We start from the raw sequence: 16,965 nt of genomic DNA on the forward strand, positions 1-16,965 counted from the left end.
CGGGATCATGCCCCCTTCTTGAAGGTCCCCGCCACATAGGCGCCGATATGCTTCAGCGTGTCGGCGTCGTACCAGATTTCATCGACGCGATCATCGACGCGCTTGCCGTGCCGCACCATGCGATCGGTCACCGGCTGGCGGATCTGCTCCTTCGTCAACGCAAAGGTCGCGGGCGGAAGCGCGGCAAGCGCCTGCGCGACCGCGAAAGCACGATCCATCAAAGCCGCCGACTCGACCACCTCGTCGATAAGGCCGCGAGTCAGCGCGTCCTCGCTCGGATAGGTCGCCCCGCTGAGGATCACGTCAGGGAAATAGTGTGGCTGGGTCGCGAACCGCATCACCTCGAACGCCATCGCCGGAAACGGCACGCCGACCAGGACCTCGGTGACGCCAATTCGGCCCGAATCCCGCGCCGCTATTCTCCTGTCCGCGCAACAGGCGAGCACGCAGCCGCCGGCAATGGCATGCCCGTTGACGGCGGCCACAACCGGCTTCGGAAAATCGAACACCGTGTCGAACAGCCGATGCAGCGACGGCAAGAACGTCTGCACATACGCTGTGCCTCCTGCGTTGACCTGCAGAAGATCAACGCCGGCCGAGAATATCTTCCCGGTCCCGGTCAGGATCACGGCCCGCGTTGGCGCGTCGCGAAGTTTATCGAACTGATCGGCAATCGCATGGCAAAACGCGGTATCAAGCGCGTTGGCCTTGCCGTGCGCGAGCGTGAGAACCGTTATGCCGTCGCGCTCGCTGACATCGATCATGCTTGCCCTCCCCTGGCGGCTTCGACGAGCGGCGTCGCAGGCTCCACCGCTCCGGCCGTCTGCGGGCTCAACCGCTCGACCTGCAACAATGCCAAAGTTAGCACGATCACCGCAACCGCTTGATGTGCCAATGCGAGGTCGATCGGGACACTGTTCAGCAGGGTCAGAATGCCCAGCACCGCCTGCGCCAAGGTCGCGGCTGCGAGCAGCAGCGCGCCCTTGATCGCGGCATTTCCCGCGCGCAAGCGGACGGCTTCGAAAACATGCCAGACGACGGCAACCAAGAGCACATAGGCGATCATGCGGTGACTGAACTGCACCGTCAGCGTATTGTCGAAGAAATTGCGCCACCAGGGCGTCTCGAAGAACAGACTTGCGGCGTCCGGAATGAAGGCACCATCGATCAACGGCCAGGTGTTGTAAGCGCGCCCCGCGCGCAGGCCGGCTACCAATGCGCCGAAGTAAATCTGCAAGGACACGAGCCCAAGGATCACGATCGCGGCGGGCTTCAGCCGCATGCCGCCTGCGGTCACCGGCGAATGCGGACCGAGCCGCCGGATCGTCCAGGCGATCAACGAGAATATCAGCAGCGCCAGCATCAGATGCACAGCGAGGCGATACTGCGAAACCTCGGTACGCCCCGACAACCCCGACGCAACCATCCACCAGCCGACCGCACCCTGTAGGCCGCCGAGGGCGAAGAACAACCACAGCCTCTTCTTCAAACCCGTCGAGAGGCCGCCGCGCCATAGAAACCAGATGAACGGCAACAGGAACACGAAGCCGATCACCCGTCCCAGAAGACGATGGCTCCATTCCCACCAGAAGATGGTCTTGAATTCATCAAGACTCATGCCGCGATTGACCTGCTGATACTGCGGGATCGCCTTGTAGGCCTCGAACGCGTCGTGCCAGGCCTGCTCGCTCAACGGTGGCAAGGTTCCCGTCACCGGCTTCCATTCGACGATGGAAAGGCCGGACTCCGTCAATCGCGTCGCTCCGCCCACCAGCACCATCGCCACGATCATCGCCGCGACGATAGTCAGCCATGTCCGTACGCCCTGTAGGGACGTGGTGCGGCGGGAGGTCTCGGAGGCGATCTGTGTCATGATTTAAGGGCCAAGATGGCTTGAACCGGAGCTTGCGGCCCTTATAGTGCCCGCGCCCAAGGGCGCAAGCTGCATCCCCCGCGCAAGGCTCACATTCCGGTCATGACCATCCGACAGAGAAAACTGATTGGCGCCGTTTTGTTGCTTCTGCTGGTCATCATCTGGTCGCTGGCCGGCGTCGCCGTCGCGCAAGCGCCGGTTCTCGCCAGTTCGCGTGGCTGGCAAATGCTGTTCTATGTGCTTGCAGGACTCGGCTGGGTAGTGCCAGCAATGCCGCTGATCAAGTGGATGTCGGGGCCGAAGCCCAAAACCTGAGGCCGCATCTCAAGGCTGCAAGTTCGATTGCCGCCCTGCCACAGTGAGGCCGCTCAGGACCACGCGCATCGCCCGCATCGATCGCAACCGGCCATCCCAGGTGATACGCGGCAGCGACAAGAGATCTACCTGCCCGTCAGCTCTCACGACGCCAGGCTCGGCGGTGACTGCGCTGGCGAAATCAAGTTGTCCCGCGATCAACATATGCCTGCGTCCGAGCGAACGGTTGTCGCCGAACGGATAGGCCAGATGCGACGCCTTGCGCCCGATCGCCGCTTCCAGTACGGCGCGCCCCATCCTTAGCTCCCGCTCGGCCATGTCGTTGAGCGTACGTGATAGGACCGGGTAGTTCAGCGTCGCGCTGCCGATCGTCGCCAGCGGATCGGCTGCGATCTCGCTGAGCTGCTGCCAGCTCATCACCGCCGCCTGCGATGTGGCGGCCAGGTCCGTCCGATAGCGCCTGCAGAGATCGCGGATCGCGCCTGAACGCTCCACCTGCGGCAAGGAGCGCAGCCAGTCATAGAGGGCCGCATAGACGTCGTGCTTCTCACGCGGGGTCCGGCAATCGAACCGGCGGTCGACGCCGTCGATCGTCAGGCCGATCCGATCATGGCCGCCGACCACCTGCTGCAGGCCGAGCCACCACAATTCACCCAGACCATCCGGGAAGCTTGCGGGGATGTAGATCGCAAACGGCGCCCTGTGGCGTGCGAGTACCGGATACGCATGGATGGCGAAGTCGCGATATCCACCGTCGAAGGTCAGACACACGAAGCGCCGGCTTGAGCGCCCGCTCTGGTGACGGCCGGCGCGCAAGCGCTCGACCACCTCGTCGATCGACACCAGGTCGAACCGCCAGCGCTTCAGCGCCGACAACATCCGATCGAGAAAGTCCGGTGTTATTTCCTGCGCGCGCAGCGGCTGGAATCCGCCCCGCTCGCGCGGCTTGACCCGCTCGAACCGAAGAATGACCCCGGCGCCGCCGGTGCGCGGCGTCAGAATCTGCGCGGCCCCGGTGAAGTAGCCGAGTTCAAGGCCGATGCGCGAGACCGCGCGTTTCCAGGTCGATACCTGCATTGATCCCCGGCCCGCCGACATGGCCTAAACCGCTACCATGATCCTTACCGTTTGTTGACAATTGTTTGCCATCGTCGGCCACAGCCGGGTGACTTGCGCGACAATCAGAGAACAACAATCAGCGATGACGATGGCCGCAGCTATCGGAAATGAGACCGCGCGAGCCGTGACACCATCGCACACGGCTACCGTTGCGCAGGTTGAGGTCTTCGACAGCTTTTCTGCGGCCGAACGCGAATGGCGCGCCTTCGAATCCGCCGGGCAAATCACCTCCCCGTATCAGCGCTTCGACATCGTCAATGCCTGGCAGAACACCATTGGCGCGGCATGGGGGACGACGCCCTGCGCCGCCGTCGCCTACGATACGGATCGCCGGCCGCTGATGCTGCTCCCGCTGACGATCCGCGCGATCGGCCCCTTCCGAACGGCACACTTCCCTGGCGGCAAGCACTCGAATATCAACATGGCGCTCTGGCGGCGCGACTTCGCCGTATCGGCCACCCCCGGCGACGTGCGCGCAATTCTGGCGAAGCTGGCGGCACGGATGCCGCGCCTCGACGTTCTCGCGCTCGCCCAGCAGCCGGTCGAATGGAATGGCGTGCGGAATCCGTTCTCGCTGTTGCCGCACCAGGACTCCATCAACGAGTGCCCGCTGCTGACGTTCGATCCGAGCGCGCCGCCGGCAGCACGCATCGCCGGCTCGCAGCGCCGGCGGCTCAACGGCAAGGAACGAAAGCTACAGGCCCTGCCCGGCTATCGATATCTGATCGCCGGCAACGAAGCCGAACTGAAGCGATTGCTCGATGCGTTCTTCGCCATCAAGCCGCTGCGCATGGCCGAGCAGAAGATCAAGAACGTCTTCGCTGAGGCCGGCACCGAACAGTTCATTCGTCAGGCCTGCCTCGCCGGTCTGAGCAATGGCAAACCTGGCATCGAGGTGCACGGTCTCGTTTGCGACAACGAGGTGATCGCGATCTTTGCCGGCACGGGCAATGGCCATCGCTTCTCGACGATGTTCAACACCTATACGATGTCCGAAGCAGCCCGGCACAGCCCCGGGCTCGTCCTCATCCGCAACATGATCGATCACCACGCCGAGCGCGGCTATTCGTCGGTCGATTTCGGCGTCGGTACCGACGACTACAAGCTCCATTTCTGCAAGGAGCGGCAACCGCTGTTCGACAGCTTCCTGCCACTGACGATCAAGGGCCGTCTCGTCGCGTCAATTCTCTCATCGACAACACGCGCCAAACGCGCGTTCAAGCACTCGCCGACGGCCATGAAACTGTTGCAGTCGTATCGTCTGCGTTTCAACTAACCCGCGGCCATCATCTCACGCGCCCGCTCCAAGCCGGATGGTCCTCCTGCGCAACGAACCAGGGCGAGGTCTTCCCGATCGCCAGGAAAGCCTCTACACCGGTTCGGTACCAGACGTATCGGCGCGCCACGCCGAACCGTCCTGACAGACGTGCGAGAGGGAAACAACGATGGCTGCCGAGACTGCCGCTCATGCCGCGCAATCGTCCGCACACGGCGGCGTCGAGCTCGTTCCCATCGTCATCCTGCTCGCCGCCGCGGTCGTTGCCGTTCCGCTGTTTAAGCGTGCCGGCCTCGGCTCGGTGCTCGGCTACCTGGCTGCCGGCCTCGTTATCGGTCCGTTCGGCCTGAAGCTCTTCTCCGATCCGCAATCGATCCTGCATGTCGCCGAGCTCGGGGTCGTGATGTTCCTGTTCGTGATCGGGCTGGAAATGCAGCCTTCACGGCTTTGGGCGATGCGTGGTGACATCTTCGGCCTTGGCCTGGCGCAGGTGGGGCTATGCATCGCGTTGCTGATCTGCGTTGGCCTGGCCCTGGGCTATCCGGTCTCGCAGAGTTTCGTCGCAGGCACCGGCTTCGTCCTCACCTCGACCGCCATCGTCATGCAGATGCTCGACGAGCGACGCAGCCTGAGCCTGCCCAAAGGCCGCCGCATCGTCGCGATCCTCTTGCTGGAGGATTTGGCCATTGTACCGCTGCTGGCGCTGGTCGCATTCCTCGCTCCCGGCGGCGGACAGGTCGGCCTGACCGAGCGCATCACCACCATCGTGATCGGGCTCGCGGCGATCGGTGTCCTGATCGCAGCCGGACGCTGGCTGCTCGACCCCATGTTCCGGCTGCTCAGCCGGGCGAAAGCGCGGGAGGTGATGACCGCCGCCGCGCTCCTGGTCGTGCTCGGTGCGGCGCTGATCATGCAGGCCGCGGGCCTGTCGATGGCGATGGGCGCCTTCCTCGCCGGGGTGCTGCTTTCGGAGTCCTCCTTCCGCCATCAGCTTGAGGCGGATATTGAACCCTTCCGCGGCGTCCTGCTGGGACTGTTCTTTCTCGGCGTCGGCATGGCACTCGATCTCAGCGTGGTCGCTGCCAACTGGCGTCTGATCGCCATCGCCGTCAGCGCCTACATGATCCTGAAGATCATCGGCATCTATGCGATCGCGCGGTTGTTCCGCGCCAACCACCGTGAGGCGGTCGAACGCGCCGTGCTGATGGCACAAGGTGGCGAGTTCGCGTTCGTGCTTTATGCCGCGGCCACCAGCGTCGGCATCATCGACGGGAACGCGAACGCCATTCTGACGGCGACGATCATCGTCTCGATGGCGCTGACGCCGATCATGATCATTCTGCACGATCGGCTGATGCCCAAAACCTCACCCTCGATGGATGGCATCGAAGCAGTCGAGGGGCTTGAGGCCAATGTGCTGTTGATCGGGTTCGGGCGGTTCGGCCAGATCGTCAGCCAGCCTCTGCTCGCCTATGGCTGCACGATTTCGATCATCGACACGGATACCGACAGGATCCGCACGGCCCGCGATTTCGGCTTCAAGGTCTATTTCGGCGACGGTGCCCGGCTCGATATCCTGCACGCTGCCGGCGCGCATCATGCAAGGATCATCATCATCGCCGTTGAAGACCCGGAAGCCGTCGTGAAGACGACTGAACTGCTGAAGGCAGAGTTTCCCTCGGTGCCGGTGCTGGCACGGGCGTTCGACCGCGAGCACGCTGTCGAGCTGATCCGTGCGGGCGTCGACTATCAGATCAGAGAGACCTTCGAATCCGCACTCACGCTGGCGGCCAAGGGCCTCTCCATGCTCGACATCGATGATCAGGCTGTCGCCGACATCATCACCGATGTCCGCGAACGCGACGCCAAGCGCCTGGAGATCGAAATTACCCAGGACGTCTACGCCTCGCGCGACCATATCCTCGGAAACATGCCGCGAAATGCCGAGCGTATACCTTGACGGCTTAAACCTCGGCTGCCTCGCAGACATCGGCTAGGACCACGCCGAGACGGCGTGCCAAGCCCGGTCGCGGCCGCGATGCAGGATTAATCATGCCGCGGCCATATGCTGGTCTCGCTTGCCCACCACGGGGGAAGCGGACGCAGCATCCAGCATGGTGACGCCGCGGAAGCCGGCACCGAGAAGCTCGTTGCGAACGACGGTCCGGACTTGGTCATCGAGACCGGATACGGTCACGAGAACCGCATGGGCACGCGCCAATACCAATTGCTCCGGAACATCATCCAGCGATCCGGCATCAAGCACGACGTGATCATAGACCTGCATCAGCGCATTGATCGTCACCGCGAGCCGCGGTGCTTGCAGCATCGCCGCGTCCACCTTGCCAGTACCGCTACCGATGATTTGAACGCGCGACATCCGATCCCTGGTGATGATATCGCCGAACGTCGCCGTACCAGCCAGCAGATCGCTCAACCCAGGAGCCGCGGGATCGGTCATCACCGCCTTCAACATGCCTGACCCGGGAGACAGGTCGACCAGTGCAATGTTGGCCTCGCGCGCCATCAGGCGGGCCAGCGTCAACGCCGTCAGAGACGTGCTGGCAAGATCCCCCATGCCGATGACCGTGATCTTGCGTGCGCTCTCACCGAGCGCGCGCAACTCTGCAGCCGCCTTCTCGATACCTTGCGCAGGTTCGGCGCAGTCCGCACGTTTGAACGGAAGGCGCGGCTCGATCTTGGCCTGCGTCGGGACTGCGGCCGGCGCGAGAGCCGTCGCCGCCAAATCGACCTGCGCCGGCTCAGTGGCTCTATCGAACGCCAGTGCTTCACGCGGCGCAGTCATCCTGAGGAGCTCACCGGTCACAATCGTTCCCGCCGACAGCATCAACGTCGCAAGCGTGGCGATCAAAACGATCGGCAGCTTCTTCGGGTAAGCCGGGCTGTTGGACACCAAAGCCTGCGAGATGATGCGCGCATCCGACGGTCCCGTCTCAAGATTTTCGCGCGTAGTGGCCTCGCGGAATTTGGCAAGATAGGATTCCAAGAGATCGCGTTGCGCCTTCGCCTCGCGTTCCAAGGCACGCAGCTGCACATCCTGAGTGTTGGTCGAAACCGCCTGCTTCTTGAGCTGATCGAGATTTGCGCCCATGCTTTCGGCGCGCGCGCCGGCGATGCGCGCATCGTTCTCCAGCGAACGCGACAGTTTGGCGGCCTCATCGCGCAGTTGGCGATCGAGATCGGTGATCTGCGCCCGCAGTTCCTTGATCCGTGGATGGGCATCAAGCAGCGTCGAGGACTGCTCGGCGAGCTGCGCCCGTAACGTCGCCCGTTGCTCCGACAGCCGACGGACCATCTCGGAATTGAGCACTTCTGATGCCTCGATCGGTCGGCCCGACTGCAACATGCTGCGGATCAGTCGCGCTCGCGATTCCGCATCCGATTTCTGCGCGCGGGCGTTGGAGAGCTGCGTGTTGATCTCACCCAACTGCTGATTGGATAGCGACGTATTGTTGGTACCCACGAACAGGCTGGCCTTGCCGCGGAAGTCCTCGACACGTGCCTCGGCCTCCGCGACCTTCTTGCGCAGATCTTCGATTTCGCCAGCTAGCCACTGCCCCGCCGAGCGTGCCTGATCGCGCTTCGCCGCCTGCTGCATGGCCAAATAGCCGTCCGCGATGGAATTGGCCACGCGCGCAGCCAGTTCCGGATCGCGCGACTGAAACTCCACAGCAATGACGCGCGACTTGTCGATCGCAAACACCGATAGTCTCTCGTAATAGGAATCGAGAACCCGCTCCTCGGCGGTCAGCTTGAGCGGATCACGTCCCACGCCGAGCAACGCCAGCACTGCGCGCAATGGCGACAATCCTTGCAACACCGGATCGAACTCCGGCCGCTCGCCCAGTTTGTTTCTCTTGATGATTTCCCGCGCGAGATCACGCGACAGGACGATCTGCACCTGGCTCGCAATCGCCTCGGCGTCCAGATCCCTGCGGTCCTCAAGCCGTTCCACGTTCGGGCGCAGGAAGACATTCTCCCGCCCCTCCACCAGAATGCGCGCTTCCGATTTGTAGCGTGGCGTAATCAGGTTGACGATCATGAAGGACGCGGCTGCAGCGACTGCGGTCGGGATGATCACCCATGCCTTCTTGCGCACCAGCGCTTTCCACACCACGCGCAGATCAAGATCGCCGAGCGGACCCGCGGGCGCTGCCGACTGAGACGGTTTCTGAGGGTGCGTCGTCGTCAACGCGGCGGCGGACGCGGCCGTCGATGGGTTATCGCTCGCGTCCTCGGACTGCCAGAATTTCCAACGCATCGAACGCCCCCACCAGACGCAACCGTCACTTAGACCTGCGGCCGATTACAATCGATTATGGTTGCTGCCGCGTTAATTCACGCGATCCGGCGAATGTCGTGGCAAGTCGCCCGATGCAGGCGTCATATTTTATTAACCAACCAAGCCCTTATAGTCTGGCTTGAATTTTCCAGCGGATTCCCTTCATGCGCACTGGGTGGGTGCCTGCTTCCGGAATTGATCCGGTCATGGCTCGGCGGTTCTCGCGCTGTCCTGGTGCCAGTCTCAATTTGCACGCCGCTCGATCCGAATTTGAAAAATGGCTCCCATCCCCTCTGCCCCTTTGAGAATTCTGCACGCTGTTCGGGCACCGGTCGGCGGCATCTTCCGCCACATCCTCGACCTCGCCAATGGCCAGATCGAGCGAGGCCATCAAGTCGGCATCCTTGCCGACAGCACGACCGGCGGCGAACGCGCCACGGCAGCACTGGCCGAACTCGCACCGCGGCTTGCGCTCGGCGTGCATCGTATCGCGATCCGCCGAGAGCCTCATCCGGCCGATGTACTGGTCTGGCCACAATTTGCCGCGCTGATCCGCCGCATCAAACCAGATGTTCTGCACGGACACGGCGCGAAAGCCGGCGTCTTTATTCGCACGAAAAGCCGCCGCGCCGGCATGATCCGCGTATACACCCCACATGGAGGCTCCCTGCACTACGGCACGGATACGCTGCGCGGGAAGGTCTACGCCGCGTTGGAACGCGCCCTGATGAATCGCACGGACCTCTTCCTGTTCGAAAGCGCATTCGCCCGCAGCACCTACCAGCGGATGATTGGCACACCGAACAGTCTGGTGCGCTGCGTCTTCAACGGCGTGACCGCAGCAGAATTTGATCCGCTGGCGCTCGCCGCCGACGCCACCGATATCGTCTATGTCGGCGAATTCCGTTACATCAAGGGCGCGGATATCCTCGTCGAAGCGATCGCACGCCTACGGGCTTCTGGGCGATCCGTGACCCTCACGCTGGCCGGGGATGGCGAGGAGACGGGAGCCTTGCGCGCCCTTTGCGAGCGCCACGACCTCGGGGCCGCCGTGCGCTTCATCGGCCATGTCCAGGCCCGCCACGGCTTCAGCCAGGGCCGTCTCCTGGTGGTGCCCTCCCGCGGCGACTCCATGCCCTATGTCGTGATCGAGGCGGCAGCCGCGGGCGTTCCGATGCTCGGCGCAAATGTCGGCGGCATTCCGGAGATCTTCGGTCCATTCACGGACGGCCTTGTCCTGTCCAACGATCCGCAGGCACTGGCGGACGCCATCGCCGCGGTTCTAGACGCCCCGGAGCGGGCGTCCGAGCGCGCCAAACAGCTGCGAGAGCGAGTGTTCTCGCAATTCTCGCAGGACGCCATGGTGGAAGGCGTCCTCACCGGATACCGCGAAGCTTTTGCAAATCATTAATGCTTGCTTACCACTGCTAACCGAATATTCCGATTTGCCTGCTACCGCGTGATGGAAGTTCTCCGCCCGCCGGTCGCCGGCTGGCTGGATCGCGATTCCGGACGAAGACCATGGACCCTATCGAGACCCGCGCCATGCTTGAAGCCAGCACCACCGCGGCTGCGGTCGAGACGGCCGGCGAGCCTGGCAAAAAGCCCTGGGTCGAACGGCGGCGGCGACTGACCCCGGCGGCGCTGGCTGTCGTGAACGAAAAGGTCCGTCCAGCCATTTCGCCGGTCGTCATCACCGGCCTCGTGCGCGTGGCCGACTTCCTTCTCATCAGCCTCATCGGCATCGCACTCTACGTCAGCTACGTAGTCCGCGGCAGCGGCTTCTCCTCCTCTTATGTCCTCGCGATTTTCGGCGTGGCCGCGACGGCGGTGATCTTCTTCCAGGCTGCCGATATGTATGACGTGCAGATATTCCGCGGCCAGCTCCGGCAGATGACGCGGATGATCTCGTCGTGGTCGTTCGTGTTCCTCCTGTTCATCGGCATATCGTTCTTCGCCAAAGTCGGCGATACGATTTCGCGCGTATGGCTGTCCTCGTTCTATCTGGTCGGGCTTGCGCTTCTGATCGGCGGGCGCCTGATGCTGCGCTCGCTGGTGCGCCGCTGGGGCCGCGAAGGCCGACTCGATCGCCGCACCGTGATCGTCGGTGCGGACGAGAACGGCGAACAGCTCATCCGCGCCTTGAACGCACAGGCTGACGATTCCGATATCCACGTCCTCGGCGTGTTCGACGACCGCAACGACGATCGGGCGATGGACACCTGCGCAGGCAGCCCGAAGCTCGGAAAGATCGACGACATCGTCGAGTTCGCCCGCCGCACGCGGGTCGATCTGGTGCTGTTCGCCCTGCCGATCTCGGCCGAGGGACGCATTCTAGAAATACTCAAGAAACTATGGGTTTTGCCAGTCGATATTCGCCTCTCCGCCCATACCAACAAGCTGCGGTTTCGCCCCCGCTCCTATTCGTATCTCGGCGAGGTCCCGACCCTCGACGTATTCGAACAACCGATCACCGATTGGGACCTGGTGATGAAATCGTTGTTCGATCGGGTCGTCGGCGGGATCGCGCTACTGGCGTTGTCGCCGTTGCTGCTGCTGGTCGCGATCGCCATCAAGCTCGATAGTCGCGGACCCGTGTTCTTCAAGCAGAAGCGCTTCGGATTCAACAACGAGCGGATCGACGTGTTCAAGTTCCGCTCGCTCTACCACGAGATGGCGGACCCGAGCGCCTCGAAAGTCGTCACCAAGGACGATCCGCGCGTGACCCGCGTCGGACGCTTCATTCGCAAGACCAGCATCGACGAGCTGCCGCAGCTTATCAATGTCGTGTTCAAGGGCAACCTGTCGCTGGTGGGTCCGCGCCCCCATGCCGTGCAGCAAAAGCTGCAGAACCAGCTGTTGGACGAAGCAGTCGATGGTTATTTCGCGCGGCACCGGGTCAAACCCGGGATCACCGGCTGGGCTCAGATCAACGGCTGGCGTGGCGAGGTCGATACGCCGGAGAAGATCCAGCGGCGTGTCGAGTTCGACCTGTATTATATCGAAAACTGGTCCGTGCTGTTCGACGCCTACATCCTGCTCAAGACGCCGATCGCGTTGCTGAAAACCGAGAACGCCTACTAGCACAGCGCAGCGGGAGACGTCGTGACATATCCGGCCGCGCAAGCCCATCCGGTCAGCCCCGTAGCGCCCGGCCTCGCAGCACTCCAACACGCGATGCTGTGGCTGGTCGGCGCCTGCGGCGCGGTCGTGATGATCGAACCGAGCCCCTACGAACTCGCGACGCTATCGGCCTTGATCGTTTTCTTCGCGACCGGCCTCAAGCTGCGCGCGCAGTTCATGCCGCTGCTGTTCCTGCTGATTGCGATGAACATCGGCTACTCTACCTCTGCAGCCTCGGTGCTGGACAAGTCTCCGATCGTCAACTGGATTGCGACATCCTGGTATCTCGCAATCACTGCGATGTTCTTCGCGATCGTTCTCGCCGAGGACACCGAGGCGCGGCTGCATTATCTGCTGCGAGGGTATGTGGTCGGCGCGCTGGTCGCTTCACTGACCGGCATCGGCGGCTACTTCGGCCTGATTCCCGGCGGCTATGATCTGTTTACGCTTTATGGACGCGCCAAAGGCACCTTCAAGGATCCGAACGTGCTGGGCGCATTTCTGATCCTGCCGGCGCTGGTCACGCTGCAGAGTGTCCTGATCGATCGCTTGTCCAAGGCCATGCGCAGCGGAGTTATCCTTTCGATCATCAGCCTGGCGATCCTGCTGTCGTTCTCGCGCGCAGCCTGGGGGCAACTCGTTGCGACATCCGCGTTCGTCGTCGTGATCATGTTCCTGATGAGCAAAAGCCAGAACCAGCGCCTCAGGATTGTCCTGCTGACCTGCCTCGCGGTCGCCGCACTCGCGCTGCTGCTGGTGATTTTGCTGTCGCTCGATTCCACCAGCAATCTGTTCCGCGAGCGGGCGAGCCTCGAACAAAGCTACGACAGTGGCCGCTTCGGTCGGTTCGGCCGCCACATCCTCGGCGCGCAGATGGCCCTCGATCTACCCTTCGGCATCGGCCCGCTGCAATTCACGCGCTATTTCCCCGAGGACACTCACAATTCGTTCCTCAACGCCTTCATGTCCGGCGGCTGGATCGCCGGTGTCTGTTATCCGGCTCTGGTCCTGACGACGGTGATCTTCGGCCTTCGCTATCTGTTCGTGGAGGTGCCGTGGCGGCGCGGCTACATCGCCGTGCTCGCCGCCTTCCTCGGCACCGTGGCGGAGAGCTTCATCATCGACACCGACCATTGGCGCCATTTCTTCCTGCTGATCGGAGCGATGTGGGGCATGTTCGCCGCTGCGCAGATCGCGATGTGGCGACGGACCCAGGCTGGCCGCGCCGCGACTGGCTGAAGCTCCACAACGCATCGTTGACAGAACACCGTTCACAAAGACGTGCGGGACACGGCCACCTCCGCACGCGGCTGCGGATGCGGCTGCGACCGATTTGCGTATCGTCGGCAATGGCCCTTGAGGCTGAACCTTCCGCTTCCTACGTTTTCTCGATCGACGTACGAGCCGAGGGGATATGTCCATGCTGATCGGCGTTCCGAAGGAAATCAAGGACAACGAATTTCGCGTAGGTCTCACACCCTCCTCGGTGGCAGAACTCGTGCAGAACGGACACACCCTCTTCGTCCAATCCGGCGCAGGTATCGGCTCGGGGATCGCCGACGATGAGTATGTCGCCGCTGGAGCGACGATCGCCGCGACATCCGCCGAGATCTTCGAGCGTGCAGACATGATCGTGAAGGTCAAGGAGCCGCTGCCGCCGGAACGCGCGCTGTTGCGGCCCGGACAGATTCTGTTCACCTATCTTCATCTCGCGCCCGATCTCCGACAGACCAAGGAGCTGATCGCCTCGCGGGCCACTTGTATCGCGTATGAAACCGTGACCTCACCGTCAGGCGGATTGCCGCTTCTGATGCCGATGTCGGAGGTCGCAGGCCGTCTCGCGCCGCAGGTGGGAGCGCATTGCCTCGAAAAGGAGGCCGGCGGACGCGGCGTGCTGCTCGGCGGTGTGCCAGGGGTACCCGCGGCCGACGTCATCATTCTCGGCGGCGGCGTCTCCGGGACCCATGCGGCCACCATCGCGCTCGGCATGGGAGCCAACGTCACCCTAGTCGATCGCAATCCAGATGCTTTGCGCCGGCTGGCCTTTCACTTCGGCACCGGCGTTCGCACGATCTTCTCCACCCGTTCGGCCATCGCAGAGATCGTCAAACGCGCCGACCTTTTGATTGGCGCCGTGCTGGTGCCAGGCGCCGCAGCGCCGAAGCTGGTCACGCGCCAGATGGTTGCGACCATGAAGCCGGGCGCGGTGATCGTCGATATTGCCATCGACCAGGGCGGCTGCTGCGAGACGTCACGCCCAACCACGCATTCCAACCCGACCTATGTGGTCGATGGCATCGTCCATTACTGCGTCACCAACATGCCGGGCGCGGTCGCACGCACCTCGACATTCGCGCTGAACAACGCGACATTGCCGTTCATCCTCGCGCTGGCCGGCAAGGGATTGAAGACGGCAATGGCGGATGATCCTCATCTCCGCGCGGGGCTTAACATCCATGCCGGTCGCATCACCTGCAAACCGGTTGCCGAGGCGCACGGACTGGAGTGGGCGCCGGCCGAAACGGCGCTGAATGCTCCGCCCATTGCGATGGTCAGCTGACGCCACACATCGTTCTCGGTCTCCTCATTCGTTTCAACATCTGGAACGCACGTGGCTGCGGCGCAGGGGCCGCGTGACAGCCGTCGCCGGCGCCACTATGACGATGCGATCAATAACTGGAGGAACAGGCGCATGAACCGCCGAGAGATACTTGCTGCGATGAGCGGCGCGATGCTGACGCCGCTGGCTACATCCGGCGCCCTTGCGGACACGTATCCGTCACGACCGATCAAGATCATCGTGCCGTTCGGTCCCGGAGGCTCCGGCGACATTTCGGCGCGCCTGATCGGCAAGCAGATCGAGGACCGCACTGGCCAGCCCGTGGTGATCGACAATCGTCCCGGCGCGAACGGCATCGTTGGGACAGTCGGTGTGAAGACAGCGCCGCCGGACGGCTACACCGTGCTGCTGATCACGACCAGCACACACGCCGCCAATACCAGCCTGGTGAAGAACCTGCCCTACGACCCGGCTCAGGATTTCATCGTCGTCGGCTTCTTCCGCTCCAGCGGCACCTATCTGCTGGTGCGTCCGCAATCGCCGTACCGCAACCTGCAGGACTTCATCGACGCGGCGAAGAAGGCGCCCGGCAAGCTGACATTCGGCTACTTCAACGCCTCCTCGCGCACGCCGCCAGAATACCTCAGCCGTCTGGCGAAGATCGAACTGCAGGCGATTCCTTATCGCGCGATCTCGNATGCCGTCGNCGATCTGATGAGCGGCGAGATCGATTGCCTCTTCATCGATACCACCGCCTCCACCCAGTACATCAAGAACGATCAGCTTCGCCCGATCGCGATCACGCGGCAGACGCGTTCGAAGCAGACGCCGGATGTGCCGACCGTCGCCGAGACGTTTCCAGGCTTCTCGCTGACAGGCTTCCTTGGCATGGCGGTGCCCGCCGGCACACCGCCGGACGTAACGGAGAAGCTGAACGCGTTGATCAATCAGGCACTCACGGTACCAGATGTGCAGAAGCGGATGGACGAGTTCGGCCTTGCCTATGACCAGATGAATCTCACGCAATGCGCCGAAGAGGTGAAGCAGGAACGCGAACGCTGGGTGGAATACACCCGCGTCGCCGGTATCCAGCCGGAATAGCCGCGATCACGGCCTGAAATCCGTCGCTCTGACAAAGCTTGCAAAGCTCGAAGCTTGTGAATGGTCGGAGCGGCGGGATTCGAACCCACGACCCCTAGTCCCCCAGACTAGTGCGCTAACCGGGCTGCGCCACGCTCCGTACCTTCGGTCATGATCCTGCGGAACTCGAGCCGAACTCCGCCTTGGAGGGATATCATGCCCGACAAGACCCGTTCCTCTACCGTCGTTAGCCCGCCGGCGCAAGCCGCCGGACGCGCGCCACACGGGATTTGACCGGGTCATAAATCCGACAGCCGTGTCTTGCCGCTAGCTTGCCTTCATCGCAGCGTCCAGCAGCCGCCTGCATTCCAGAAGCTCGTCTAAGACCGCGCGCAGCTTGACGGCGTTCTGCTCGTTAAGTTGCGCCGGTTCGGACAAGGTCTCAGCCAGCGTCGAGGACTGCGGCGCGCGATGCTGCCGCGCCGCATCGATCCAGGACGATATCGCCGACGGCAATTCGTGCGCGGCTTCGCCGATATCATCGCCATCACCGGCCTCGAAATCGTCGGTGAGTTCCTCGCTCACCGCATCCCGCAGCAAATCCTCGTGGTCGGGCTCGTCGTCAGCCATCTGCGGCATCGGCGGGACAGTACCGGCCTGCCAGTTCTGAACGGACTTGACGCCCTGCTCGCGTAAAATCCGCTGCACGCCGCGGATAGTGTATCCCTGCCCGTAGAGCAGGTGGCGAATGCCGCGAAGCAGATTGACGTCTTCCGGCCGGTAATAGCGGCGGCCGCCCGAGCGCTTCATCGGCTTGATCTGGCTGAAGCGGCTTTCCCAAAATCTCAAGACATGCTGAGGCACATCGAGGTCGTCGGCAACTTCACTGATCGTCCTGAATGCATCCGGTGCCTTATCCAAAGGCCCGCTCCCCGCGATATCTCAGTTCATTCCGCCTTGTCGCCGTCGACCTGCTGTCCGTTGATCCGCTGCTTGAGAATCGCCGACGGCTTGAAGACCATAACGCGACGGGGCGAAATTGGCACCTCCGTACCCGTTTTCGGGTTGCGGCCGATGCGCTGCCCCTTGTTGCGGACAATGAACGAGCCGAAGGACGACAGCTTCACCGTCTCGCCCTTTTCAAGGCAATCGGTGATCTCCTTCAGCACCAATTCGACGAACGCGGACGACTCGGTCCGCGACAAGCCAACTTTCTGATACACGGCTTCGCACAAGTCGACCCGTGTGACGGTCTTTCCGGTTCCGGACATCGCCTGCCCCACTCAACGGCGAAAACTGAACTAAGCTAAGAACTT

The 16,965-nt window shown here is 62.8% G+C and carries 14 protein-coding genes and 1 tRNA gene; 8 read left to right on the forward strand and 7 right to left on the reverse strand.

Annotated elements, in window-relative coordinates; genetic code table 11:
• Positions 1-5: 5 nt before the first annotated feature.
• On the reverse strand, positions 6-764 hold the full coding sequence (locus tag X566_RS21040) for an enoyl-CoA hydratase/isomerase family protein (RefSeq protein ID WP_034471264.1): 759 nt from the start codon (positions 762-764) through the stop codon (positions 6-8).
• Entirely contained in the window at positions 761-1,873 is a 1,113-nt protein-coding gene (locus X566_RS21045) for a COX15/CtaA family protein (RefSeq protein WP_034471267.1), read from the reverse strand. Before X566_RS21045 ends, X566_RS21040 begins: the two co-directional genes overlap by 4 nt.
• 102 nt (positions 1,874-1,975) lie before the next feature.
• Between X566_RS21045 and X566_RS21050 the strand changes: the two genes are divergently transcribed.
• Positions 1,976-2,188: a DUF2842 domain-containing protein gene (locus X566_RS21050; protein WP_034471269.1), complete on the forward strand. Its 213-nt coding sequence runs from the start codon at positions 1,976-1,978 to the stop codon at positions 2,186-2,188.
• A gap of 9 nt (positions 2,189-2,197) precedes the next feature.
• On the opposite strand, the gene X566_RS21055 is transcribed toward X566_RS21050, so the two are convergent.
• On the reverse strand, positions 2,198-3,265 hold the full coding sequence (locus X566_RS21055) for a polysaccharide deacetylase family protein (protein ID WP_034471271.1): 1,068 nt from the start codon (positions 3,263-3,265) through the stop codon (positions 2,198-2,200).
• A gap of 166 nt (positions 3,266-3,431) precedes the next feature.
• Here X566_RS21055 and X566_RS21060 point away from each other — a divergent pair, with 166 nt between their 5' ends.
• Both X566_RS21060 and X566_RS21065 read left to right on the forward strand, forming a co-directional pair.
• A complete protein-coding gene (locus X566_RS21060) occupies positions 3,432-4,583 on the forward strand; it encodes a GNAT family N-acetyltransferase (protein ID WP_343213133.1) in 1,152 nt (383 codons plus the stop codon).
• 169 nt (positions 4,584-4,752) lie between these two features.
• Positions 4,753-6,543: a monovalent cation:proton antiporter-2 (CPA2) family protein gene (locus tag X566_RS21065; RefSeq protein WP_034471275.1), complete on the forward strand. Its 1,791-nt coding sequence runs from the start codon at positions 4,753-4,755 to the stop codon at positions 6,541-6,543.
• 90 nt (positions 6,544-6,633) lie between these two features.
• Here X566_RS21065 and X566_RS21070 read toward each other — a convergent pair whose 3' ends face one another.
• Complete coding sequence (locus X566_RS21070; RefSeq protein ID WP_034471277.1) at positions 6,634-8,865, reverse strand: exopolysaccharide transport family protein; 2,232 nt, start codon at positions 8,863-8,865, stop codon at positions 6,634-6,636.
• Positions 8,866-9,163: 298 nt separating this feature from the next.
• On the opposite strand from X566_RS21070, the gene X566_RS21075 reads away from it, so the two are divergent.
• From X566_RS21075 to X566_RS21095, 5 genes are all read left to right on the forward strand, one after another.
• Positions 9,164-10,297, forward strand: coding sequence for a glycosyltransferase family 4 protein (locus X566_RS21075; RefSeq protein ID WP_034471279.1), 1,134 nt, complete (start codon positions 9,164-9,166; stop codon positions 10,295-10,297).
• A 110-nt stretch (positions 10,298-10,407) separates the two neighbouring features.
• On the forward strand, positions 10,408-11,970 hold the full coding sequence (locus X566_RS21080) for an undecaprenyl-phosphate glucose phosphotransferase (protein ID WP_034471281.1): 1,563 nt from the start codon (positions 10,408-10,410) through the stop codon (positions 11,968-11,970).
• Between the two features lie 21 nt (positions 11,971-11,991).
• Positions 11,992-13,248 (forward strand): O-antigen ligase, encoded by a 1,257-nt coding sequence (locus tag X566_RS21085; RefSeq protein WP_034471283.1) that lies wholly within the window; start codon positions 11,992-11,994, stop codon positions 13,246-13,248.
• Positions 13,249-13,429: 181 nt separating this feature from the next.
• Positions 13,430-14,569, forward strand: a complete 1,140-nt coding sequence (gene ald / locus X566_RS21090) for an alanine dehydrogenase (RefSeq protein ID WP_034472653.1) — start codon at positions 13,430-13,432, stop codon at positions 14,567-14,569.
• A 132-nt stretch (positions 14,570-14,701) separates the two neighbouring features.
• Entirely contained in the window at positions 14,702-15,670 is a 969-nt protein-coding gene (locus X566_RS21095) for a tripartite tricarboxylate transporter substrate binding protein (protein ID WP_034471285.1), read from the forward strand.
• A gap of 61 nt (positions 15,671-15,731) precedes the next feature.
• Here the strand turns inward: X566_RS21095 and X566_RS21100 are convergent.
• The 3 genes from X566_RS21100 to X566_RS21110 all read right to left on the reverse strand — a co-directional run bounded on the left by X566_RS21100 (position 15,732) and on the right by X566_RS21110 (position 16,920).
• A tRNA-Pro gene (locus X566_RS21100) sits at positions 15,732-15,809 on the reverse strand.
• A 167-nt stretch (positions 15,810-15,976) separates the two neighbouring features.
• The gene (locus X566_RS21105) at positions 15,977-16,570 is read right to left on the reverse strand and encodes a MerR family transcriptional regulator (RefSeq protein ID WP_034471287.1); all 594 of its coding nucleotides are present in this window, start codon (positions 16,568-16,570) and stop codon (positions 15,977-15,979) included.
• Positions 16,571-16,596: 26 nt separating this feature from the next.
• The gene (locus X566_RS21110; protein WP_034471289.1) at positions 16,597-16,920 is read right to left on the reverse strand and encodes an integration host factor subunit alpha; all 324 of its coding nucleotides are present in this window, start codon (positions 16,918-16,920) and stop codon (positions 16,597-16,599) included.
• Positions 16,921-16,965: the final 45 nt, after the last annotated feature.

Origin of the sequence: Afipia sp. P52-10, assembly GCF_000516555.1 — a bacterium.
Lineage (GTDB): Bacteria > Pseudomonadota > Alphaproteobacteria > Rhizobiales > Xanthobacteraceae > P52-10.

Bases quoted from the DNA above. Each gene is read 5' to 3' on its own strand.
- X566_RS21110 (WP_034471289.1), bottom strand. From the start codon at position 16,920: ATGTCCGGAACCGGAAAGACCGTCACACGGGTCGACTTGTGCGAAGCC.
- X566_RS21075 (WP_034471279.1), top strand. From the start codon at position 9,164: ATGGCTCCCATCCCCTCTGCCCCTTTGAGAATTCTGCACGCTGTTCGG.
- X566_RS21070 (WP_034471277.1), bottom strand. From the start codon at position 8,865: ATGCGTTGGAAATTCTGGCAGTCCGAGGACGCGAGCGATAACCCATCG.
- X566_RS21055 (WP_034471271.1), bottom strand. From the start codon at position 3,265: ATGCAGGTATCGACCTGGAAACGCGCGGTCTCGCGCATCGGCCTTGAA.
- X566_RS21065 (WP_034471275.1), top strand. From the start codon at position 4,753: ATGGCTGCCGAGACTGCCGCTCATGCCGCGCAATCGTCCGCACACGGC.
- ald (WP_034472653.1), top strand. From the start codon at position 13,430: ATGCTGATCGGCGTTCCGAAGGAAATCAAGGACAACGAATTTCGCGTA.
- X566_RS21080 (WP_034471281.1), top strand. From the start codon at position 10,408: ATGGACCCTATCGAGACCCGCGCCATGCTTGAAGCCAGCACCACCGCG.
- X566_RS21040 (WP_034471264.1), bottom strand. From the start codon at position 764: ATGATCGATGTCAGCGAGCGCGACGGCATAACGGTTCTCACGCTCGCG.
- X566_RS21050 (WP_034471269.1), top strand. From the start codon at position 1,976: ATGACCATCCGACAGAGAAAACTGATTGGCGCCGTTTTGTTGCTTCTG.
- X566_RS21045 (WP_034471267.1), bottom strand. From the start codon at position 1,873: ATGACACAGATCGCCTCCGAGACCTCCCGCCGCACCACGTCCCTACAG.